This is a genomic window from Actinophytocola xanthii, from assembly GCF_001921205.1.
GTDB classification, from domain to species: Bacteria; Actinomycetota; Actinomycetes; order Mycobacteriales; family Pseudonocardiaceae; genus Actinophytocola; species Actinophytocola xanthii.
This window is the reverse complement of record NZ_MSIE01000008.1, coordinates 21,609-38,714: the sequence shown is the minus strand read 5'-3', so window position 1 is coordinate 38,714 and position 17,106 is coordinate 21,609. Positions and strand designations below refer to the sequence as shown.

Here is a 17,106-nt window from a genome sequence, read left to right as displayed (position 1 = left end):
GTCCGAACGTCGGTATGTGCCCCTATTCGGGTCGCTGAGCTGCGGAAACGATAGGATCACCGACAGTTGGGCGTCAGCGGGGACCTCGGGGCAACGGGTAACCACCTCCTGGCGAGCAGTGAACGCGGCAGTTCAACGCGGCCGTGTCCGGCCGCCGAGGAAGGCGGAGCCGGGCCCCCACGGGGCACGGCGCGGCCACCCGACGACGATCAGCGGCTCGAGCGTGATCTACGTCACAGGAAGTTTAGTGAGTGCCGCTCGGCGATCGCTCCACGGCCGCCAGAGTCCCTACTCTGGCCCGGTGGCGGGTGAGGACTGGCGGGACGCGCGGGTGCGGCGGGCCGAGGAGGCCTTGGCCTCCGCCGTGCGCACCGCGGACGAGATCATCGCCGACGCCGTGGCCGAGGCCGCTGCCAGCACGAGGGCGACCGCCGAGCGCGAGGCACCGGTCCTGGCGCACTCCGACGAGCCGCCGGACCTCCCGCAGTCGATCTTGCGTGATGCGTGGTGACGTGCGTGGCAGTATCGAACGAGTGGACACCACACTGGTACGCGAGACGGTCGAGCGGGTCTGGGAGGACGCGGTCCTGACCAGCCTGTCCGAGTTCGTCACGATCCCCGCCCTGTCACCGGTCTTCGACGAGAACTGGGCCGGCTCCGGTCACCTCGACGCCGCCGTCGAACACGTTCGCCGCTGGCTGGTCGGCCGGGGTATCGAGGGCGCCAGCGCCGAGATCCTGCGGTTGCCCGGCCGCACCCCGGTCCTGCTGTTCGAGGTTCCCGCCGGCGAGTCCGCGCGCCCCGACGCCGGCACGGTCCTGCTCTACGGCCACCTGGACAAGCAACCCCCGGTCGGGGGCTGGTCGGAGGGGCTCGGTCCGTGGAGCCCGGTGCTGCGTGACGGCAGGCTCTACGGCCGGGGAGCGGCGGACGACGGATACTCCGGCTACGCGGCAGCCGCCGCGATCGAGGCGGTGCGGGCCGCCGGTGGCGCCCACGGGCGGTGCATCTTGCTGCTGGAGACCAGCGAGGAGTCCGGCAGCCCCGACCTGCCCGCGTACCTGACCGAGTTCCGCTCCCGGCTGGGCGAGGTGTCGCTGGTCGTGTGCCTCGACTCCGGCGGTCAGGACTACGAGCGGCTCTGGCTGACCACCTCGCTGCGCGGTCTGGTGTCCACGACCGTGACCGTGCGGGTGCTCGAGTCCGGCCAGCACTCGGGCATGGCGAGCGGCATCGTGCCGAGCTCGTTCCGGGTGCTGCGCTCGCTGCTGGACCGGATCGAGGACGCGGCGACCGGGGAGATCCTCATCCCCGAGATGCACGGCGAGATCCCTCCCGAGCGACTCGCCGAGGCGAGGGCCGCCGCGGCGGCCAACCCCGGCGCGCCCAGGCGGGCGTTCCCCATCCTCGAGGGCATGAGCCTGGCCTCCGACGACGACGCCGAGCTCATCCTGAACAATTCCTGGCGCCCCACCCTCTCGGTGATCGGCGGAGCCGGCCTCCCGTTGCCGGCCGAGGCCGGCAACGTCCTGCGCACCGAGACGACGCTGACGCTGAGCTTCCGGCTGCCGCCGACGGCGGACCCGAAGGCCGCGCTCGAGGCGCTGCACCGCGTGCTCACCACCGACGTCCCCTACGGCGCCGAGGTGACGCTGAGCCGGTCCGAGGAAGGGCCTGGCTGGAACATGCCACCGACCGCGCCCTGGCTGCGGGCCGCGCTCGACGTGGCGAGCGAGCGAGTCTTCGGCGGCAACGAGTGGCGCCCCATGCTGCTCGGCGGCTCGATCCCGTTCATGGGCAACCTGGTGGAGTCCTACCCGGACGCCCAGTTCGTGGTCACCGGCGCGCTGGCGAACGACAGCAACCCGCACGTCCCCGACGAGTGGCTCAACGTCGCCCAGGCGAAGCGGGTCACCGAGGCAGTGGCCCTGATCCTGGCCGCGCACGCCAAGGGCTGAGGGCGAAAACCCCGTTGTCCCTTGGCTGGCTCCCGACCTAACCTCGGGGCCATGCGTGCCTGGTTTCGATGGTGAACTGACCTAGCTCCCCGGTTTCCGGCGACGTTGGTCGCCTCGCTGCTGCTCGTCGGCTTCGCCGAGGAGACCGTGGCGTTCCAGCCCTACGGCGCCGTGGAGTCGATCCGGCAGGACATCGGCCTGACCTACGTCGAGGCCGGGTTCCTGCTCGCGCTCTACCCCGGGATCGGCCTGCTGGCCACGCCGCTCGGGGTGCTCGCCGACCACACCAGCCGGCGGGTGATGGCGGCGGTGGGTGGCCTCGGGTACGGGCTCGGCCTCTGCCTGTTCGCCCTGGCCGGCGACTTCTGGACGCTGTTCGCCGCGGTCGTGGTGATGGGGGTGGCCGGGGACGCCATGGTCCGCGCCGTCGACGTGGCGCTGGTCGACGTCGTCGGCGACCGGATCGAACCGGCGCTCGCCCGGTCCGCGCTGCTGGCCGCGGTCGGCGACCTGTTCGGTCCGCTGCTCCTGTTCGCCGCGCTGGGTACCGGGCTCGGCTGGCGTGCCGCCTTCTGGGCCGCGGGTGCCCTGATGCTCGCCTACGGGGTGGTACTCGCGAGCCAGCCGCTGCCGCCGCCCACGGCGCGGGAGGAGGCCCGCCGGCCGTGGCGCGGGCTGGTCGAGGTGGTCAGGGACCGGCGGGTGCTCGTCGCCGGCCTGCTCGTCGCGGTCGTCGGGGCCTTCGACGACACGTTCGTGGGTTTCGCCGTCGCGTTCCTCACCACCGACCGAGGGCTCTCGCCGGCCGTCGCCACCCTCGTCGCGGGGGCCGGCATGGTCGGCGGCATCGTCGCCACGGCGTGGGCCGGGCGCACCCGCCGCCGACGGGTCGGCCTGCGGCCCTGTGCGGTGCTCCTGCTGGCCGGTGTCGTGGTGGTGTTGGTGGTCCCACACGTGCTGGCCGCCGCACTGGGTACCGCGGCCGTGGGCGCCGCGGTCAACCTCGCCTGGATCCTGCTCGAGGCGAGATACCTGACGCTGCGCCCCGGCCAGGCCGGCACCACGGCCGCGGTCGTCGAGGCGGTCGGCCAGCTCGGGGTCCTGACCCCGGTGGTGGTCGGCCTGCTCGCCGACCACCAGGGCATGAGCGCCGCGATGCTGATCTACCTGGTCATCGCGGTGGTGTTCGCGGCGGCGGCCCGGTGACCGCGACTCTCCGCTGTGGGCCGACCACGTCACTGTCGGTGAGGGGCCCTGGTCGCTGGTGGAGCGGCAGGTGAACGGTTAAGAGCAGGCAACAATGACCGCTGGTGTTGGGTCGGGTTGGCGGGGGGTGGCAGGATGCCCCTCACTCGAATCGATCTGAGTGACGAGGAGTTACACCGTGACGCGTCGACCAACGCTGAAGGTCTGGGCCCTGGTGCCCGCGCTGGCCATCGTGCTCGCGGGCTGCGGCGAGGACGGGGGCAGCTCCGGAGACGGCGGCGACGCCGGTAGCGGCGGCCCCGAGCTGGTGAACGAGGGCAAGCTGACCAACTGCACCGGGCTGCCGTACAAGCCGTTCGAGTACGAGGAGAACGGTGAGGTGATCGGCTTCGACATCGACCTCGTCGATCTGATCGCCAAGGAGCTGGGCGTCGAGCAGGAGGTCGTCGACACCCCGTTCGACGGCATCCAGTCCGGTGCGGACTTCAACTCCGGCAAGTGCGACATCTCCTCGGCCGGTATGACGATCACCGACGAGCGCAAGCAGAACATCGACTTCTCCGACCCCTACTTCGACGCCACCCAGGCGCTGGTCACGAAGAAGGGCTCCGGGATCTCCGACATCACCGACCTGGACGGCAAGAACCTCGGCGTGCAGAACTCGACGACGGGTTTCGACTACGCGAACGAGAACGCCAAGGGTGCCAACATCGTCAACTTCGAGGACCTCGGCCTGCTGCTGACCGCGGTCGAGTCCGGTCAGGTAGACGCGGGCATCAACGACAACGGCGTGCTCTTCGACTGGGTCAAGGACAAGACCGACTTCGAGGTCGTCAAGGAGTTCGAGACCGGCGAGCAGTACGGCATGGGTGTCCGCAAGGGCAACACCGCCCTGCTCGACGTCGTGAACAAGGTGCTGGCCGATGCCAAGTCGAGCGGTGAGTACGACACCATCTACGAGAAGTGGTTCGGCACCAAGCCCGCCGACAACTAGCTGACCGGGCCGGGGGCTCGCGCGACCCGCGCGGGCCCCCTTGCTCATCACGGGTCCTTCTCGAGGAGTCTTCGACCGATGGCCATGTCCAAGCGCAAGCGAGCGCAAGTCATCCGCTGGGTCCAGTACGCGATCCTCGTCGCGGTCGTCCTGGTCGTGGCGTTCACCGCGAACTGGGGCAAGATCCGGACCACGTTCTTCGACCTCGAGGTCGCCAGGAACATGTTCCCCGAGGTCATCACGGTGGCCCTGGTGAACACGGTCATCTACACCACGCTGGGCTTCGGGTTCGGCCTCGCGCTGGCGCTCGTGATCGCGCTGATGCGGCTGTCGACCGTCCGCGTCTACCGGTGGATCTCCGGCATCTACATCGAGTTCTTCCGCGGCCTGCCGGCGCTGATGGTCATCCTCGCCGTGGGCACCGGCATCCCCCTGGCGTTCAACACGTTCCTCGACAAGTACGTCGCGCTGATGATCGCCCTCGGTATCGTCGGCGCCGCGTACATGGCCGAGACCCTCCGGGCGGGGATCCAGGCCGTGCCCAAGGGGCAGGTCGAGGCGGCGCGCTCGCTGGGCATGTCCCCGGCCAGGACGATGATGACGATCGTCATCCCGCAGGCGTTCAAGATCATCCTGCCACCGCTGACCAACGAGCTGATCCTGCTCACCAAGGACTCCTCGCTCGCGCTGTTCCTCGGTGCGTCGGTCTCCGAGTACGAGCTGACCCAGTTCGGCCGGGTCGAGCTGAACGAGTCCCGCAGCCTCACGCCGGTCCTGGTCGCCGGCATCTGCTACCTGATCATCACCATCCCGCTGTCCTACCTGTCCCGGTACCTCGAGCGGCGCACCGGTGGTAAGAAGATCAGTACGCCCGAGTCGACCGAGGTGAAGGCATGAGCACGGCCGCTGCGGAATCCGACATCGCGGTCCAGGTCACCGACCTGCACAAGTCGTTCGGCCCGGTCGAGGTGCTGCGCGGGATCGACCTCAAGGTCCGCCGCGGCGAGGTGGTCTGCATCATCGGTCCCTCCGGGTCCGGGAAGTCCACGCTGCTCCGGTGTGTCAACGTGCTCGAGGAGCCCACCGCCGGCACGGTCGTCGTGGACGGCGTCGAGCTGACCGATCCCGACGTCGACATCGACGCGGCACGGCGGAAGATCGGCATGGTCTTCCAGTCGTTCAACCTGTTCTCGCACCTGAACGTGATGAACAACCTCACCGTCGCCCAGCGCAAGGTGCTCAAGCGGAGCCGTGAGGACGCGGAGAAGACCGGCCTGGCGAACCTGGAGCGGGTGGGCCTGGCCGGTCGCGAGAACGCGATGCCGGCGCAGCTCTCCGGAGGCCAGCAGCAGCGCGTGGCGATCGCGCGGGCGCTGTCGATGGACCCCGACGTGATGCTGTTCGACGAGCCGACCTCGGCCCTGGACCCCGAACTCGTCGGCGACGTGCTCGGCGTCATGCGCCGGCTGGCCGACGAGGGCATGACCATGCTCGTGGTCACCCACGAGATGCAGTTCGCCCGCGAGGTCGCCGACAAGGTCCTGTTCATGGACGCCGGCGTCGTGGTCGAGGAGGGTCCCCCGGAGCAGGTCATCGGCAAGCCGCGCGAGGAGCGCACGCGCACGTTCCTGTCCCGCGTGCTCAACCCCACCCACGTCGACCAGTAGCGCGGAGGAACCGTCCACCGCCACGGTTCGTCCTAGGGCACGTCTGGTGGATCTCCGGCCGCGCGGTCCGCGCCCGGATGGCCCCTGGCGGCGTTGTCGCATCGACCGAGTACAACCCGGTACGAGGCCGACGCTCCGCCTTGCCAGGAACCATCCGGATCACGAACCGCATCGACCAAGATCCACCAAACGCGCCCTACTGTGGGCGATCCGTGGCTCGGCGCTGGGGGCGACATGACCGAACAGGACGTGAGCGGGCGCAGGCTCGACCCGTTCGACCAGAAGCCGCCCGAGTGGGCACGGGTGCGGGCGGTCGACATCGTGCGGCAGGTCGTCGAGTTCGAACCGGGTACCGGCGGGCGGATCCGGCGCCGGGCAACCACACCGCCGGTGCTGCGGTTCGCCGACCGGTGGATCGTCGGCGCGCTCGACCTGCGGGCGGTGGAGTTCCCGCACCTGCTGGAGTTCGTGCGCTGCCGGTTCGACACCCCGCCGGACCTGCGCCAGGCCAAGCTCGCCGGCTGTGAGTTCAACCGGTGTCAGCTGCCCGGCCTGGAAGGGCGCAACCTCTACAGCGACAACGACATCCGGCTCATCGGCGGCACCCGCGTGTACGGCCGGGTGGACCTCACCGACGGTGACATCAGCGGGTCGCTCGAGCTGACCGGCAGCCTGTTGGACAACCCCGGTCGCTACGCCCTGCACGCCGACCGGCTCACGCTCGCCGGGGCGCTGCTCGCGGCGAACCTCGAGGTCAACGGCGAGCTGCGGATCCCGGGCCTGCGCACGGGCGGCAACGTCAACCTGGCCGGCGCGCGGCTGCACAATCCCGACGGCTACTCGGTGGACGGCAACGGGCTGCACGTCGGCGGGAACCTGCAGTGCGTGCCGACGAGCGAACGCCGGTTCCGCTCGACGGGCATGGTGTTCCTGCCCAGCGCCAGGATCGACAGCGACTTCTCCCTGCGCGGCGCCCAGCTGGTGCCCGCCACCGAGGACCGGGACCTGGTCGGCGACCAGGACCGCTTCTTCGACCCCCGCGCCGCGCTGATCGCCGACCGGATGCAGGTATCGGGCAACGTCGATCTCGACCGCGGGTTCGAGAGCACCGGCACGCTGCGGATGGTGAACGTCCGGATCGGCGGGTCGGTCCGGCTCAGCGGCGCCACGATCGACCTGTCCGGCGGCCAGGAGCCCTTCGCGGAGCTGCCCGGGAGCACGGCGCCCGGCCCGTACGGGTACCGCGCGGTCCACCTGGACGGCTCGGAGATCGACGGCGGCATCGACGCCCGCGGGGCGCGGATCGCCGGGCAGGTCCGGGTGGTGGACGTCCGGGCCAGGGGCAGCGTCCTGCTGGACGGGGCGACGCTGAGCAACCGCAACGGCGACGTGCTGGAGGGTCGGCGGTTCACCACCGGCGGCAACCTCGACGCCCGCGGGGTCACGGTGTTCGGCTCGGTGCTGCTGCCCGAGGCGCACATCGGGGCGAACCTGGACCTGCGGGCCAGCCGGTTCGTCAACCCCGGCCGCTACCGCCGCGACCGCTCGCGCAAGCCCTCGATCGACCTGCGGGTCGCCCAGATCGGCCGGGACCTCGTGTGTGCCAGGGGCGAGCGGGAGGCCCAGTCCTTCTCCGCACACGGCGAGATCCGCATCCGGCGGACCGAGGTCGGGCGGCAGACCAACTTCCAGGGCGCCGAGCTCGGCTCGAGCCTGAGCGGAACGGCGGTCAACGCCTTCGGTCTGATCACCCAGGACCTGCGGCTGGACGTGGGTGTCGCGCCCAGGGGGCGGGTGAACCTGCGGCACGCGCGGTGTGCCTCGCTCAACGACAACGACCGGTTCTGGGACGCGACCGGTCACATCGAACTGGACGACTTCCGCTACGAGGCGTTGGCGGTCCCGATCGAGCTGGACGACGACGCCCAGATCAAGCGGCGGCTGCGGCTGCTGCGCAAGGCCATGGGCGGCAGCTACCGGCCGGGCCCCTACGACCAGTTCGCGGCGATGCTGCGGGCGAGCGGGAACGAGGAGCACGCCGCCGAGGTGCTCATCGCCAAGCAGAAGTGGCGCTACGTCGCGCTCGCCGAGGGCCACACCTTCCTCGGACCGGGCGTGCGCTTCTGGAGCCTGCTGCAGCGGGCGGTCGTCGGCTACGGCTACAAGCCGATGCGCGCGCTGCTCTGCCTGGCCGTGCTGCTGTTCGCCGGAACCCTGGTCTTCTCGGTCATGCCCGAGCCGACCGAGGCCAACGCCGACGACAACCTGGTGTGGAACCCGTTCCTGTACACCCTGGACCACCTGGTGCCCATCGTCGACTTCGGGCACAAGAACAAGTGGCACTTCAACAGCGGCCTGCAGTGGTTCTCCGCCGCCCTGATCGCCTGCGGCTGGATCCTGGCGACCACGGTCGCCGCCGGTCTGACCCGGATGCTGCGACGGTCCAACTGAGACGGGGGCCGAGCGGGCGCGCTGGTTAGATATGCGGCCATGAAGGCACCCACCGCGTCCGCCCGGATCGATGTCGCCGCCCCGCCTGGCGAGGTCTTCGCCCTGGTCAGCGACCTTCCCCGGATGTCGGCGTTCGCGGCAGAGCTCGAGCGGGGCAGCTGGCTCGACGGGGTCACCGAGGCGAGGGTCGGGGCCCGGTTCCGCGGCCGGAACCGGCGTGGCTGGTACCGCTGGTCGACGACCGCGACCGTCACCGACGTCGAGCCCGACAAGTGCTTCGCCTTCGACGTCGCCTTCCACGGCATCCCCGTCTCCCGCTGGCGCTACGACATCGTGGCCGCCGGCAACCGGGGCTGCCTGGTCGAGGAGAGCACCTGGGACCGGCGGCCGTCCTGGTTCGTCCCGTTCGCCAACCTGGCCACCGGCGTCCGCAACCGCACCGAGAGGAACCGGCGCAACATCGCCGCCACGCTGAGGCAGCTCAAGGACGTCGCGGAGAAGACCGCCTAGCACCTCACACCGAACAGCCAGGCGGTAGTTATCATGCCTCGGTGCCTGAGCTCAAACTCGAGATCCAGATGCTGCACGACAGGGTGCTGGTGCGGCTCACTCCCGAGGAAGGGGAACGGCGCAGCTCCGGTGGCATCGTCATCCCGGCCACGGCCCAGATGGCCCGACGACTGGCCTGGGGTGACGTGCTCGGTGCCGGCACGAACGTACGGAACGTGAAGGTCGGCGATCGGGTGCTGTTCAACCCGGACGACCAGCTAGAAGTCGAGGTCCACGGGCAGACCTACCTGGTGATGCGGGAGCGGGACATTCACGCGATCGCCACCGAACGCACCGAGCACGGCACGGGTTTATATCTCTGAGGAGCAGTCGTGGAGCCACAGTGGCCGAAGTCACACGCTGAGCAGACCGACGTGCTCGCGCCCGTGCAGAAACCCGACACCCAGGGCGGTACCACCCAGATACCCCATCCCGCGAGCCCTGACACCTCGGCGCCTACCACACCGGGGCCGGCAAGTTCGCAACCCACGACCCAGCTGCCGGGCGGCCAGCCAGCCGGTCCCGCGTGGCCTCCCGTCGGCCCACCCACCGGTGAGGAGCCGACGGTCCGGCTGCACCCGCCGGCGTCGGCCGTGCCGGGGACCCCGCCGGGTGAGGACGGGGCGACGAAGAGGTCGGGCAAGCGCAAGGCGGCCCTGATCGGCGGGGCCGTCTTCGGCGCGCTCGCGGTCCTCTACGGGGTCGACCTCGCGCTCACCACCGGCGAGGTGCCGCGCGGCGTCACGGTCGTCGGCGTCGACGTGGGCGGGGAGAGCAGGTTGGACGCCGAGGCGATGCTGCGTCGGCAGATCGAGCCGCGGCTGACCCAACCCGTGGAGGTCGTCGCCGGCGACGTGAAGACCGCCGTCGAGCCGGACAAGGCAGGCCTCACCATCGACTGGAAGGCCACCCTCGACGAGGCCGGCGACCAGCCGCTGAACCCCATCACCCGGCTCACCTCGTTCTTCACCACCGAAGAGGTGGGCATCACGACCACGACCGACAACGGCCGGCTCGCCGCGGCCGTCGAGGGCCTCCGCGGCAAGACCGACCGGGACCCGGCCGAGGGCGGGATCAAGTTCGAGGGTGCGACGCCGGTCGCCGTGGAGCCCAAGCAGGGCCAGCGCCTGGACGCCGAGGGTGCCCGGCAGGCGCTGGTCGACGGCTGGGCCACCGGGAAGACCGTGCAGCTCCCGGTCGACACGACGCCGGTCAAGACCACCTCCGAAGGCGTCCAGCAGGCCCTCGAGGAGATCGCGAAGCCGGCTGTCTCCGCCCCGGTCGTCGTGCACGGCGAGGGCAAGGACGCAACGCTCACCCCGACCCACATCGCCTCCGCGCTGGTGTTCACGCCGGCGGAGAAGGGCGGCGGCCTGACCGTCAAGCTCGACGAGAAGAAGGTCCTCGCGGCCTGCAAGCCCCAGCTCGCCGAGACCGAGGTCGAGGGCAAGGACGCGGAGATCGTCTTCAGCGGCGGCGCGCCGACGGTCACGCCGAGCGTCGACGGCAAGGGCATCGACTGGAAGAAGAGCCTCACGCCCCTGATGGAGGTCCTCAAGAAGCCCGAGGGCCGGGAGCTCACCGCGACCTATGTGCCGAAGCGGGCCAAGGTGACCACCGAGGCCGCGAACAACCTCGGCATCAAGGAGGTCATCGGCGAGTTCACCACCGGTGGCTTCAAGTACGACTCGGGCATCAACATCCGCACGGTGGCCGAGGAGGTCAACGGCGCGATCGTCAAGCCGGGCGAGACGTTCAGCCTCAACGAGTTCACCGGCCCGCGCACTGCTGCCCAGGGCTACGTCGAGGCCGGCGTGATCAAGGACGGCGCCCCCGGCCGGGAGACCGGCGGCGGCATCTCCCAGTTCGCCACCACCCTCTACAACGCCGCGTACTTCGCCGCGATGACCGATGCCGGTCACAAGGAGCACAGCTACTACATCAGCCGGTACCCGGCCGCGCGCGAGGCGACGGTCTTCCAGAACCACGACGGCAGCAGCGTGATCGACCTCAGGTTCACCAACGACACCGAGACCGGCGTCGCCATCCAGACCGTCTGGACTCCCGGCTCGATCACCGTGCGGATCTGGGGAACCAAGAAGTACGAGGTCGAGTCGGTCACCGGCGGTCGGACCGACTTCACCCAGCCGCAGGAGAAGGAGGGGCCGGAGGAGAACTGCCACCCGAGTGACGGGGCTCCCGGCTTCACCACCACGGACACGCGGATCATCCGCGACGCGGCGACCGGCGCGGAGATCAGCCGCAAGACCCGGTCGGTCCGGTACAACCCGCAGCCGAAGATCGTCTGCAAGCCACCGCCGGCCGAACGCTGACCCGAACCCCGAGAAGGGCCCCGGCCGGATGGCCGGGGCCCTTCTCGGTCACCGCGGGTGACTCAGGCGTGGCTGCGTGCCTTCGGGTACAGCGATGCCGCGAGAATCACGGCGATCACCGCGGCGATGACCTGGAAGATGTGCCGCCACCAGTCGAAACCGTCGGTGGTGGCCACGCCGGTCCAGCCGGCTACCAGGTTGCCGACCAGGGCGCCGACGATGCCGGCGACGATGGTCAACCAGAAGGGAATCGCCTGCCGCCCTGGGGCGAGAAGCCGCCCCAGGATGCCCAGGATGATCCCGGCGATGAGCAGGCCGATAATTGCGCTCACTGACCACATAGCTGCTCCTCAGCACAATCGAATGTGCACCGGAGGTACCACCGATCGGCTGAACTCACACCCGTGTGATCGTCACGATCAGAACGCGGATTCGTCAAGATCCATGAGCGAGTTGTCCGCGGCCTCGACGATCTTCCGGCCGGCCGAGAGTTCGGGCAGCACGTTGCGGGCGAAGAACGAGGCCACGGCGATCTTGCCCTCGTAGAAGGCCTGGTCGCGACCGGTGACGCCGGCGTCCAGGCGGGCGATCGCCACCTCGGCCTGGCGTTGCAGCAGCCAGCCGATGAGGAGGTCGCCGGTGGCCATCAGCAGCCGGACGCTGTGCTGGCCGACCTTGTAGATGTTCTTCGAGTCCTCCTGCGAGCCGCTCGCGTAGCCGAACATCGCCCCGAGCATGCCCTGCACGTCCTCGAGGGCCTGCTTGAGCAGGGCCCGCTCCTCCTTGAGGCGCCCGTTGCCGCTCTCCGCCTCGATGAACGCGGAGATCTGACCGGCCAGGTGGGTCAGCGCGACGCCCTTGTCGCGGACGATCTTCCGGAAGAAGAAGTCGAGCGACTGGATGGCGGTGGTGCCCTCGTACAGGGAGTCGATCTTCGAGTCGCGGATGTACTGCTCGATCGGGTAGTCCTGCAGGAACCCGGAGCCGCCGAGGGTCTGCAGGGACTGGGCGAGCTGCTCGTAGGCCCGCTCAGAACCCACGCCCTTGACGATCGGCAGCAGCAGGTCGTTCACCCGCTCGGCCAGGTCGAGGGAGGTCTCGTCGCCCTCACCGGTCCACACCTGGTCCTGCATCGTGGCCGTGTAGAGGTAGACCGCGCGCAGGCCCTCGGCGTAGGCCTTCTGCAGCATCAGGCTGCGGCGCACGTCGGGATGGTGGGTGATGGTGACCCGCGGCGCGCTCTTGTCGAGCATCTGGGTCATGTCGGCGCCCTGCACCCGCTCCTTGGCGTAGTTCAACGCGTTGAGGTAGCCGGTGGACAGCGTCGCGATCGCCTTGGTGCCGACCATCATCCTGGCGTACTCGATGACCTGGAACATCTGCGCGATGCCGTTGTGCACCTCGCCGACCAGCCAGCCCTTGGCCGGGACGTCGTGCTGGCCGAAGGAGAGCTCACAGGTCGTGGAGGCCTTGATGCCCATCTTGTGCTCGACGCCGGTGACGAAGACGCCGTTGCGCTCGCCCAGCTCACCGGTCTCGTGGTCGAAGTGGAACTTGGGCACGAAGAACAGCGACAGGCCCTTGGTGCCCGGGCCAGCGCCCTCGGGGCGGGCCAGCACCAGGTGGACGATGTTCTCGGTCAGGTCGTGCTCGGCGGAGGTGATGAACCGCTTGACGCCGTCGATGTGCCAGGACCCGTCGTCCTGGCGGACCGCCTTGGTGCGGCCGGCGCCGACGTCGGAACCGGCGTCGGGCTCGGTGAGCACCATCGTGGCGCCCCAGCCGCGCTCGAGCATGATCTCGGCCCAGCGCTTCTGCTCGTCGGTGCCGTTGCGGTGCAGCACCTGGGCCATGTTCGGTCCGGAGAGGTACATGAACAGCGGGGGGTTGGAGCCGAGCAGGAGCTCCGCCGCGGCCCACTGCACCGACGGGGGCAGGCCGAGGCCGCCGAGCTCGTTGATCAGGCCCATCCGCCACCACTCGCCGTCCCAGAGCTGCTGGTAGGACTTGCGGAACGACGCCGGCAGGGTGACCGAGTGGGTCGTCGGGTCGAAGACGGGCGGGTTCCGGTCGCCGTCGGTGAAGGCCTCGGCGAGCGGACCGGTGGCGAGCTTGTTGAGCTCGCCGAGCACGCCGCGCACGGTCTCCTCGTCGGACTCGGCCAGCACGCCCTTGCCCAGGCGCTGCTGGACCTCGAACACCTCGAAGAGGTTGAACTCGAGATCGCGGACGTTGCTCTGGTAGTGGCCCATGGTGGCTCCCCGTGGTTCGACGGTCCCCTACTCGGCGGTAACTTAAAGGATATTACTAGCCGGTAGCGTTGGGCAAGGAAACGCGCACCACACATTGGACCCCGCGGCGAGCAAGGCCTGGACTAGTCGCGAGCAGGTCTCGACTCGGGAACGGGTGGCTGTCGATCCGGCTCGTCGACGACGAGTACACCGGACCGGAACGCCACGGCGACCGCGTGCGTGCGGTCCCGGGAGGAGAGCTTGCGCAGGATGCTCTTGACGTGGGTGCGGACGGTCTCGACCGAGACGAACAGCAGGTCGGCGATCGCCTGGTTCTCCAGCCCGTCGGCGATGAGCTGGAGGACCTGGTGCTCGCGGCGGGACAGCTGCTGCTGGGGCCGCCGCCGGTGCGCGGCGCGGGTGTTCAGCGCCGCGGCCAGGGCGGGGTCCAGGTAGCGACCGTCGAAGTGGGCCGCCTGGATGGCCCGGAGCAGCTCGGAGGGCTGCGCCGAGCGCCGGATGACCGCCCGTACCCCGGCGGTGAACGCACCCGAGATGTACGGGCTGGTCCGGTGCGCCTGGTCGACCAGCACGATCACCGCGATCTCCCGGTTGCCGGCGGTGATGGTCTGCGACAGGTGCCCGCGCGGGTCGAGCGCGGCGTCGACCACGACCACGTTGGGTCGCAGGCGTTCGCACAGGCGTTGACCCAGCGCCGCGGACTCGGCTGCCCCGATCCAGCGCAGTCCCGGTGTGCGGTGGATCAGTGCGGACAGGCCCTCCCGGACCAGCGGCGTGCCGTCGATGAGCGCCACACCGATCGTCGCCGCGGCCGTCATCGGGGGTCTGTCATTCGTGCGCACCGGCATCCTGCCCTCCTCGCTGGTCATGTCCCAGATCTGGGACGCGGACAGCCTCGGGGCGTGACGCGTCGGCGGAGGAGAATTTGGAGACGGGCGATAACGAACACTTAGCACCGGCTGGGTTCGTCCCGCTACTGTTGGTGTCACTGTGGAGTCCGATATCGAGCGCAACGCGCAAGACTGGTTCAGGTTTATGGTGGACACCAACCTGGCCCCGGGGTTACGCGCGCTCGGGTTCTTCGGCGTCGGCCGCCGGTTCCGCATCGAGGGCGCGCGGCACTGGGGCGAGATACTCGTGGAGCAGGCCCGCTCGTTCACCGCGCGTGCCGTGCGCTTCACGGTCCACGTCGGAGTGATCTCGCGGGACGAGTGGGCGGAGCAGTTGCGGGTCCGCCCGTACTACCCGGCCAGCGACGGCGCCAGGGGACATATGGGCTGGCAGAGCCCGATCGGCGCGCTGGTCATGGTCGCCGGATACCCGATCGGCGAGCTGTGGTGGGAGCTGGAGGTGGGTCGCCCGTTCGACTCGCTCTCCGGCGAGGTCCTCACGGCCGTTCGGGAGTTCGCGCTGCCCGCGATGCAGACCCGCATGCGGCAGCAGGGCTGACGCCGCTCGCGCGTCAGGCGCGGACGGTGCACAGCCGACAGCGGTGCACCCCGTCGCCCTGGGCGTTCAGCTTGATCCCGTGCCCGCCGCGGCCCAGGAAGTCGGCCTGCTCGGACCCGGTGAGGCTGTGGGCCACCAGCGCCGCCCCGTTGAGGAACCCCTGAAGTCGGTTGCCGCGCAGCTCCAGGCGCAGCCGGGTCCAGGTCGCCGGGGGAACGGCAACCGCGGCGGCGGCGAGCTGGGTGGCGGTACCGGCGTTGACCCGGTAGAGCCGCAGGGCGGTGCCGCCGGTCTCCACGGTCAGCAGCAGGTAGGCGCCGGGTCCGGCGACGCGGCCGAGGAGCCCGTACCCGGCCTGCCCCGTCCACCAGAAGTCCCCGCTGAGGTCGACGTCGGGAGTGCCGACGTCCTGCCAGGCCAGGCCGGGGGTGTCGTCGGCGAACGGGGACACGACGTAGCCGTCGGCGACTGCGAGGTCCCCCGCGCCGACCTGCCACGGCCAGGTCAGCGGACCGTCGACCCGGGTGAAGGCGTCGGCGACCAGCAGGTGGTCCAGGTCGGCCGCGACGGCGAGCTGCTCGTCCGGGAAGACGTCACCGAGCGGGGACCGGCCAGCGGAGTCGGCGAGCCAGCCGACGTGCAGGCTGGCGGAGGTCGGGTCGTGCTCGATGCCGATCGGGCAGACCACGCCGCCCGGGACGACCAGCGGGTGCGCGTACTGCATGCCCAGCGGGCCGGCCGCCGGCTGGTTCAGCGTGCGTTTGGCGGGCAGCCATCCACCGGCGGCCTCTCTGGTGCGCACGACCGGCTGGCGGTCGGAGATCCGCCGCACGACCACGGCCAGCGCGCCGGACTCCAGCCAGGCGGCGGCCGGGCGTCCCGTCGCGTCCCGGAACAGCTCCACCGGCTTCGACCAGCTCACGCCGCCGTCGGTGGAGACGGCGGCGCCGATGCCGGAGCGGTTGCCGTGGCGGAAGAGCATCCACACCTCGGCGCCGCGCGTGACGAGCCAGGGTTCCTGGAAGTGCGTACCCGCGGCCGGACCGTCCGCGACCGGCGTGCGGGTCCAGCTGAGCCCGCCGTCGGCCGAGGTGGCGAGCCAGCACGAGTCGGACGGGTGGCCGGTGTCCCTGCCGTAGTAGGCGGCGAGGAGCCGCCCGTCGCCCAGCGCCACGACGGGCGCGGAGATCGCCGCGTACGGCTGCTCCGGGTCGATCCGGATCTCATCACCCCAGAAAGCGCCCTGGTCCTGGGAGATCCGAACGAACGCGCCCATCGCCGGATCGCTGGTCGTTCCGGCGAAGTAGGTCAGCCAGGTGGTTCCGTTCGAGGTGGCGATGCACGGGTCCCGCAGGTCACGGCCGGCCGGCCCGGCGACGGCCGTCGAGGCCGCCCCCCAGCTCAGGCCCCCGTCGGTGGAGACCGACGTCCGGACCACGCCGTCCCGGGAGGCGACATGGTCGCTGCCCTGCCGCCAGACCAGTCGGTAGTCCCCCGACTCGAACCGGCAGATGCTCGGAAAGGCGGAGTACGCCGCGTCGACACCCACCGCCCGGAAACCCCGGGCCCGCACCGCTGCCACCCCATGCCCCCGTTCCCCACGGCGTTTCGGCCAGTCTCCCGGGTCGGTGCGCGGTCACGCCCGCCAGCCCGCCCGGGCGAGGATCGCCTCGATCACCGGACCCTTCGCCTCGGCGTAGTAGTTGACGTCCGGCCACCGCCGGCCGGCGAGCCCTCGTTTCACGTCCTCGTACAGCCGCCGGTCGGCGTCGTCGTCGCGCAGCCGGTCGCGGAACAGGAGGACCTTGCGGACCTCGGGGTGGTCCGGGGGATAGCAGTGCAGGTTCACCGGCTCGTCGGGTTCGCCGGCGCGCAGGCAGCGGTGCGCCGGCTCCCGCACCCGCAGCTCGTAACCGGCCGCCTGGAGGTCGTGGAGGTAGGCACCCTCGTCCTCCGGATCGTCGATCCCCACGACGATGTCGATGATCGGCTTGGCCGCGAGCCCGGGGACCGACGTCGACCCCACGTGTTCAACCAGCCGAGCCCGCTCTCCGAGCAGCCGACGCACCTCACGCGCCCGCCGCTCGAACCGCGCCGGCCACCCCGGGTCGTACTCGGCCAGCTCGACCACCACCGGCCGCGGCCCGGTGACGAGCACCCGCTCCAGCGCGTCATCCGTCAGCGCGTCATCCGCCAGCCCGTCATCCGGCAACGGACACCCCCCCACGAACCATGGACGTCATCGCT

17 protein-coding genes are annotated in these 17,106 nt (G+C 70.4%); 12 read left to right on the top strand and 5 right to left on the bottom strand.

Annotated elements, in window-relative coordinates:
* Positions 1-301 precede the first annotated feature (301 nt).
* The 10 genes from BU204_RS06640 to BU204_RS06595 all read left to right on the top strand — a co-directional run bounded on the left by BU204_RS06640 (position 302) and on the right by BU204_RS06595 (position 11,158).
* Entirely contained in the window at positions 302-511 is a 210-nt protein-coding gene (locus tag BU204_RS06640; RefSeq protein ID WP_143229335.1) for a hypothetical protein, read from the top strand.
* 13 nt (positions 512-524) lie between these two features.
* Entirely contained in the window at positions 525-1,958 is a 1,434-nt protein-coding gene (locus BU204_RS06635; protein WP_075124820.1) for a M20/M25/M40 family metallo-hydrolase, read from the top strand.
* Between the two features lie 105 nt (positions 1,959-2,063).
* Positions 2,064-3,164 carry an MFS transporter gene (locus BU204_RS06630; protein WP_075124669.1) on the top strand — a complete coding sequence of 367 codons (1,101 nt, stop codon included), beginning with the start codon at positions 2,064-2,066 and terminating at the stop codon, positions 3,162-3,164.
* Between the two features lie 178 nt (positions 3,165-3,342).
* Entirely contained in the window at positions 3,343-4,158 is an 816-nt protein-coding gene (locus BU204_RS06625; protein ID WP_075124668.1) for an ABC transporter substrate-binding protein, read from the top strand.
* Positions 4,159-4,236: 78 nt separating this feature from the next.
* Positions 4,237-5,055 (top strand): amino acid ABC transporter permease, encoded by an 819-nt coding sequence (locus tag BU204_RS06620; protein ID WP_075124667.1) that lies wholly within the window; start codon positions 4,237-4,239, stop codon positions 5,053-5,055.
* A complete protein-coding gene (locus BU204_RS06615) occupies positions 5,052-5,825 on the top strand; it encodes an amino acid ABC transporter ATP-binding protein (RefSeq protein ID WP_075124666.1) in 774 nt (257 codons plus the stop codon). The genes BU204_RS06620 and BU204_RS06615 overlap by 4 nt, the downstream gene beginning before the upstream one ends.
* Positions 5,826-6,059: 234 nt before the next feature.
* Positions 6,060-8,276, top strand: a complete 2,217-nt coding sequence (locus BU204_RS06610; RefSeq protein ID WP_075124665.1) for a translocation/assembly module TamB domain-containing protein — start codon at positions 6,060-6,062, stop codon at positions 8,274-8,276.
* Positions 8,277-8,315: 39 nt separating this feature from the next.
* Positions 8,316-8,786: an SRPBCC family protein gene (locus BU204_RS06605; RefSeq protein ID WP_075124664.1), complete on the top strand. Its 471-nt coding sequence runs from the start codon at positions 8,316-8,318 to the stop codon at positions 8,784-8,786.
* 68 nt (positions 8,787-8,854) lie between these two features.
* Entirely contained in the window at positions 8,855-9,148 is a 294-nt protein-coding gene (locus BU204_RS06600) for a GroES family chaperonin (RefSeq protein WP_075124819.1), read from the top strand.
* Positions 9,149-9,157: 9 nt separating this feature from the next.
* A complete protein-coding gene (locus BU204_RS06595; protein ID WP_075124663.1) occupies positions 9,158-11,158 on the top strand; it encodes a VanW family protein in 2,001 nt (666 codons plus the stop codon).
* Between the two features lie 62 nt (positions 11,159-11,220).
* On the opposite strand, the gene BU204_RS06590 is transcribed toward BU204_RS06595, so the two are convergent.
* The 3 genes from BU204_RS06590 to BU204_RS06580 form a co-directional block, all read right to left on the bottom strand.
* Positions 11,221-11,499 (bottom strand): GlsB/YeaQ/YmgE family stress response membrane protein, encoded by a 279-nt coding sequence (locus BU204_RS06590; RefSeq protein WP_075124662.1) that lies wholly within the window; start codon positions 11,497-11,499, stop codon positions 11,221-11,223.
* Between the two features lie 78 nt (positions 11,500-11,577).
* The gene (locus BU204_RS06585; protein WP_075124661.1) at positions 11,578-13,410 is read right to left on the bottom strand and encodes an acyl-CoA dehydrogenase; all 1,833 of its coding nucleotides are present in this window, start codon (positions 13,408-13,410) and stop codon (positions 11,578-11,580) included.
* 122 nt (positions 13,411-13,532) lie between these two features.
* Positions 13,533-14,204, bottom strand: a complete 672-nt coding sequence (locus BU204_RS06580; protein WP_233159503.1) for a response regulator transcription factor — start codon at positions 14,202-14,204, stop codon at positions 13,533-13,535.
* Here BU204_RS06580 and BU204_RS41845 point away from each other — a divergent pair.
* On the top strand, positions 14,194-14,316 hold the full coding sequence (locus tag BU204_RS41845; protein ID WP_269844629.1) for a hypothetical protein: 123 nt from the start codon (positions 14,194-14,196) through the stop codon (positions 14,314-14,316). The genes BU204_RS06580 and BU204_RS41845 overlap by 11 nt on opposite strands.
* A gap of 129 nt (positions 14,317-14,445) precedes the next feature.
* A complete protein-coding gene (locus BU204_RS06575) occupies positions 14,446-14,859 on the top strand; it encodes a DUF4304 domain-containing protein (protein ID WP_075124660.1) in 414 nt (137 codons plus the stop codon).
* 13 nt (positions 14,860-14,872) lie between these two features.
* On the opposite strand, the gene BU204_RS06570 is transcribed toward BU204_RS06575, so the two are convergent.
* Both BU204_RS06570 and BU204_RS06565 read right to left on the bottom strand, forming a co-directional pair.
* Positions 14,873-16,432, bottom strand: a complete 1,560-nt coding sequence (locus BU204_RS06570) for a sialidase family protein (RefSeq protein WP_158073409.1) — start codon at positions 16,430-16,432, stop codon at positions 14,873-14,875.
* A 63-nt stretch (positions 16,433-16,495) separates the two neighbouring features.
* Positions 16,496-17,071, bottom strand: a complete 576-nt coding sequence (locus BU204_RS06565) for a GrpB family protein (RefSeq protein WP_233159501.1) — start codon at positions 17,069-17,071, stop codon at positions 16,496-16,498.
* Positions 17,072-17,106: the final 35 nt, after the last annotated feature.

Coding starts and splice junctions, on each gene's coding strand:
- BU204_RS06585 (WP_075124661.1), bottom strand. CDS start 13,410: ATGGGCCACTACCAGAGCAACGTCCGCGATCTCGAGTTCAACCTCTTC.
- BU204_RS06600 (WP_075124819.1), top strand. CDS start 8,855: ATGCTGCACGACAGGGTGCTGGTGCGGCTCACTCCCGAGGAAGGGGAA.
- BU204_RS06605 (WP_075124664.1), top strand. CDS start 8,316: ATGAAGGCACCCACCGCGTCCGCCCGGATCGATGTCGCCGCCCCGCCT.
- BU204_RS06610 (WP_075124665.1), top strand. CDS start 6,060: ATGACCGAACAGGACGTGAGCGGGCGCAGGCTCGACCCGTTCGACCAG.
- BU204_RS06615 (WP_075124666.1), top strand. CDS start 5,052: ATGAGCACGGCCGCTGCGGAATCCGACATCGCGGTCCAGGTCACCGAC.
- BU204_RS41845 (WP_269844629.1), top strand. CDS start 14,194: ATGAGCGCCACACCGATCGTCGCCGCGGCCGTCATCGGGGGTCTGTCA.
- BU204_RS06575 (WP_075124660.1), top strand. CDS start 14,446: ATGGTGGACACCAACCTGGCCCCGGGGTTACGCGCGCTCGGGTTCTTC.
- BU204_RS06590 (WP_075124662.1), bottom strand. CDS start 11,499: ATGTGGTCAGTGAGCGCAATTATCGGCCTGCTCATCGCCGGGATCATC.
- BU204_RS06620 (WP_075124667.1), top strand. CDS start 4,237: ATGGCCATGTCCAAGCGCAAGCGAGCGCAAGTCATCCGCTGGGTCCAG.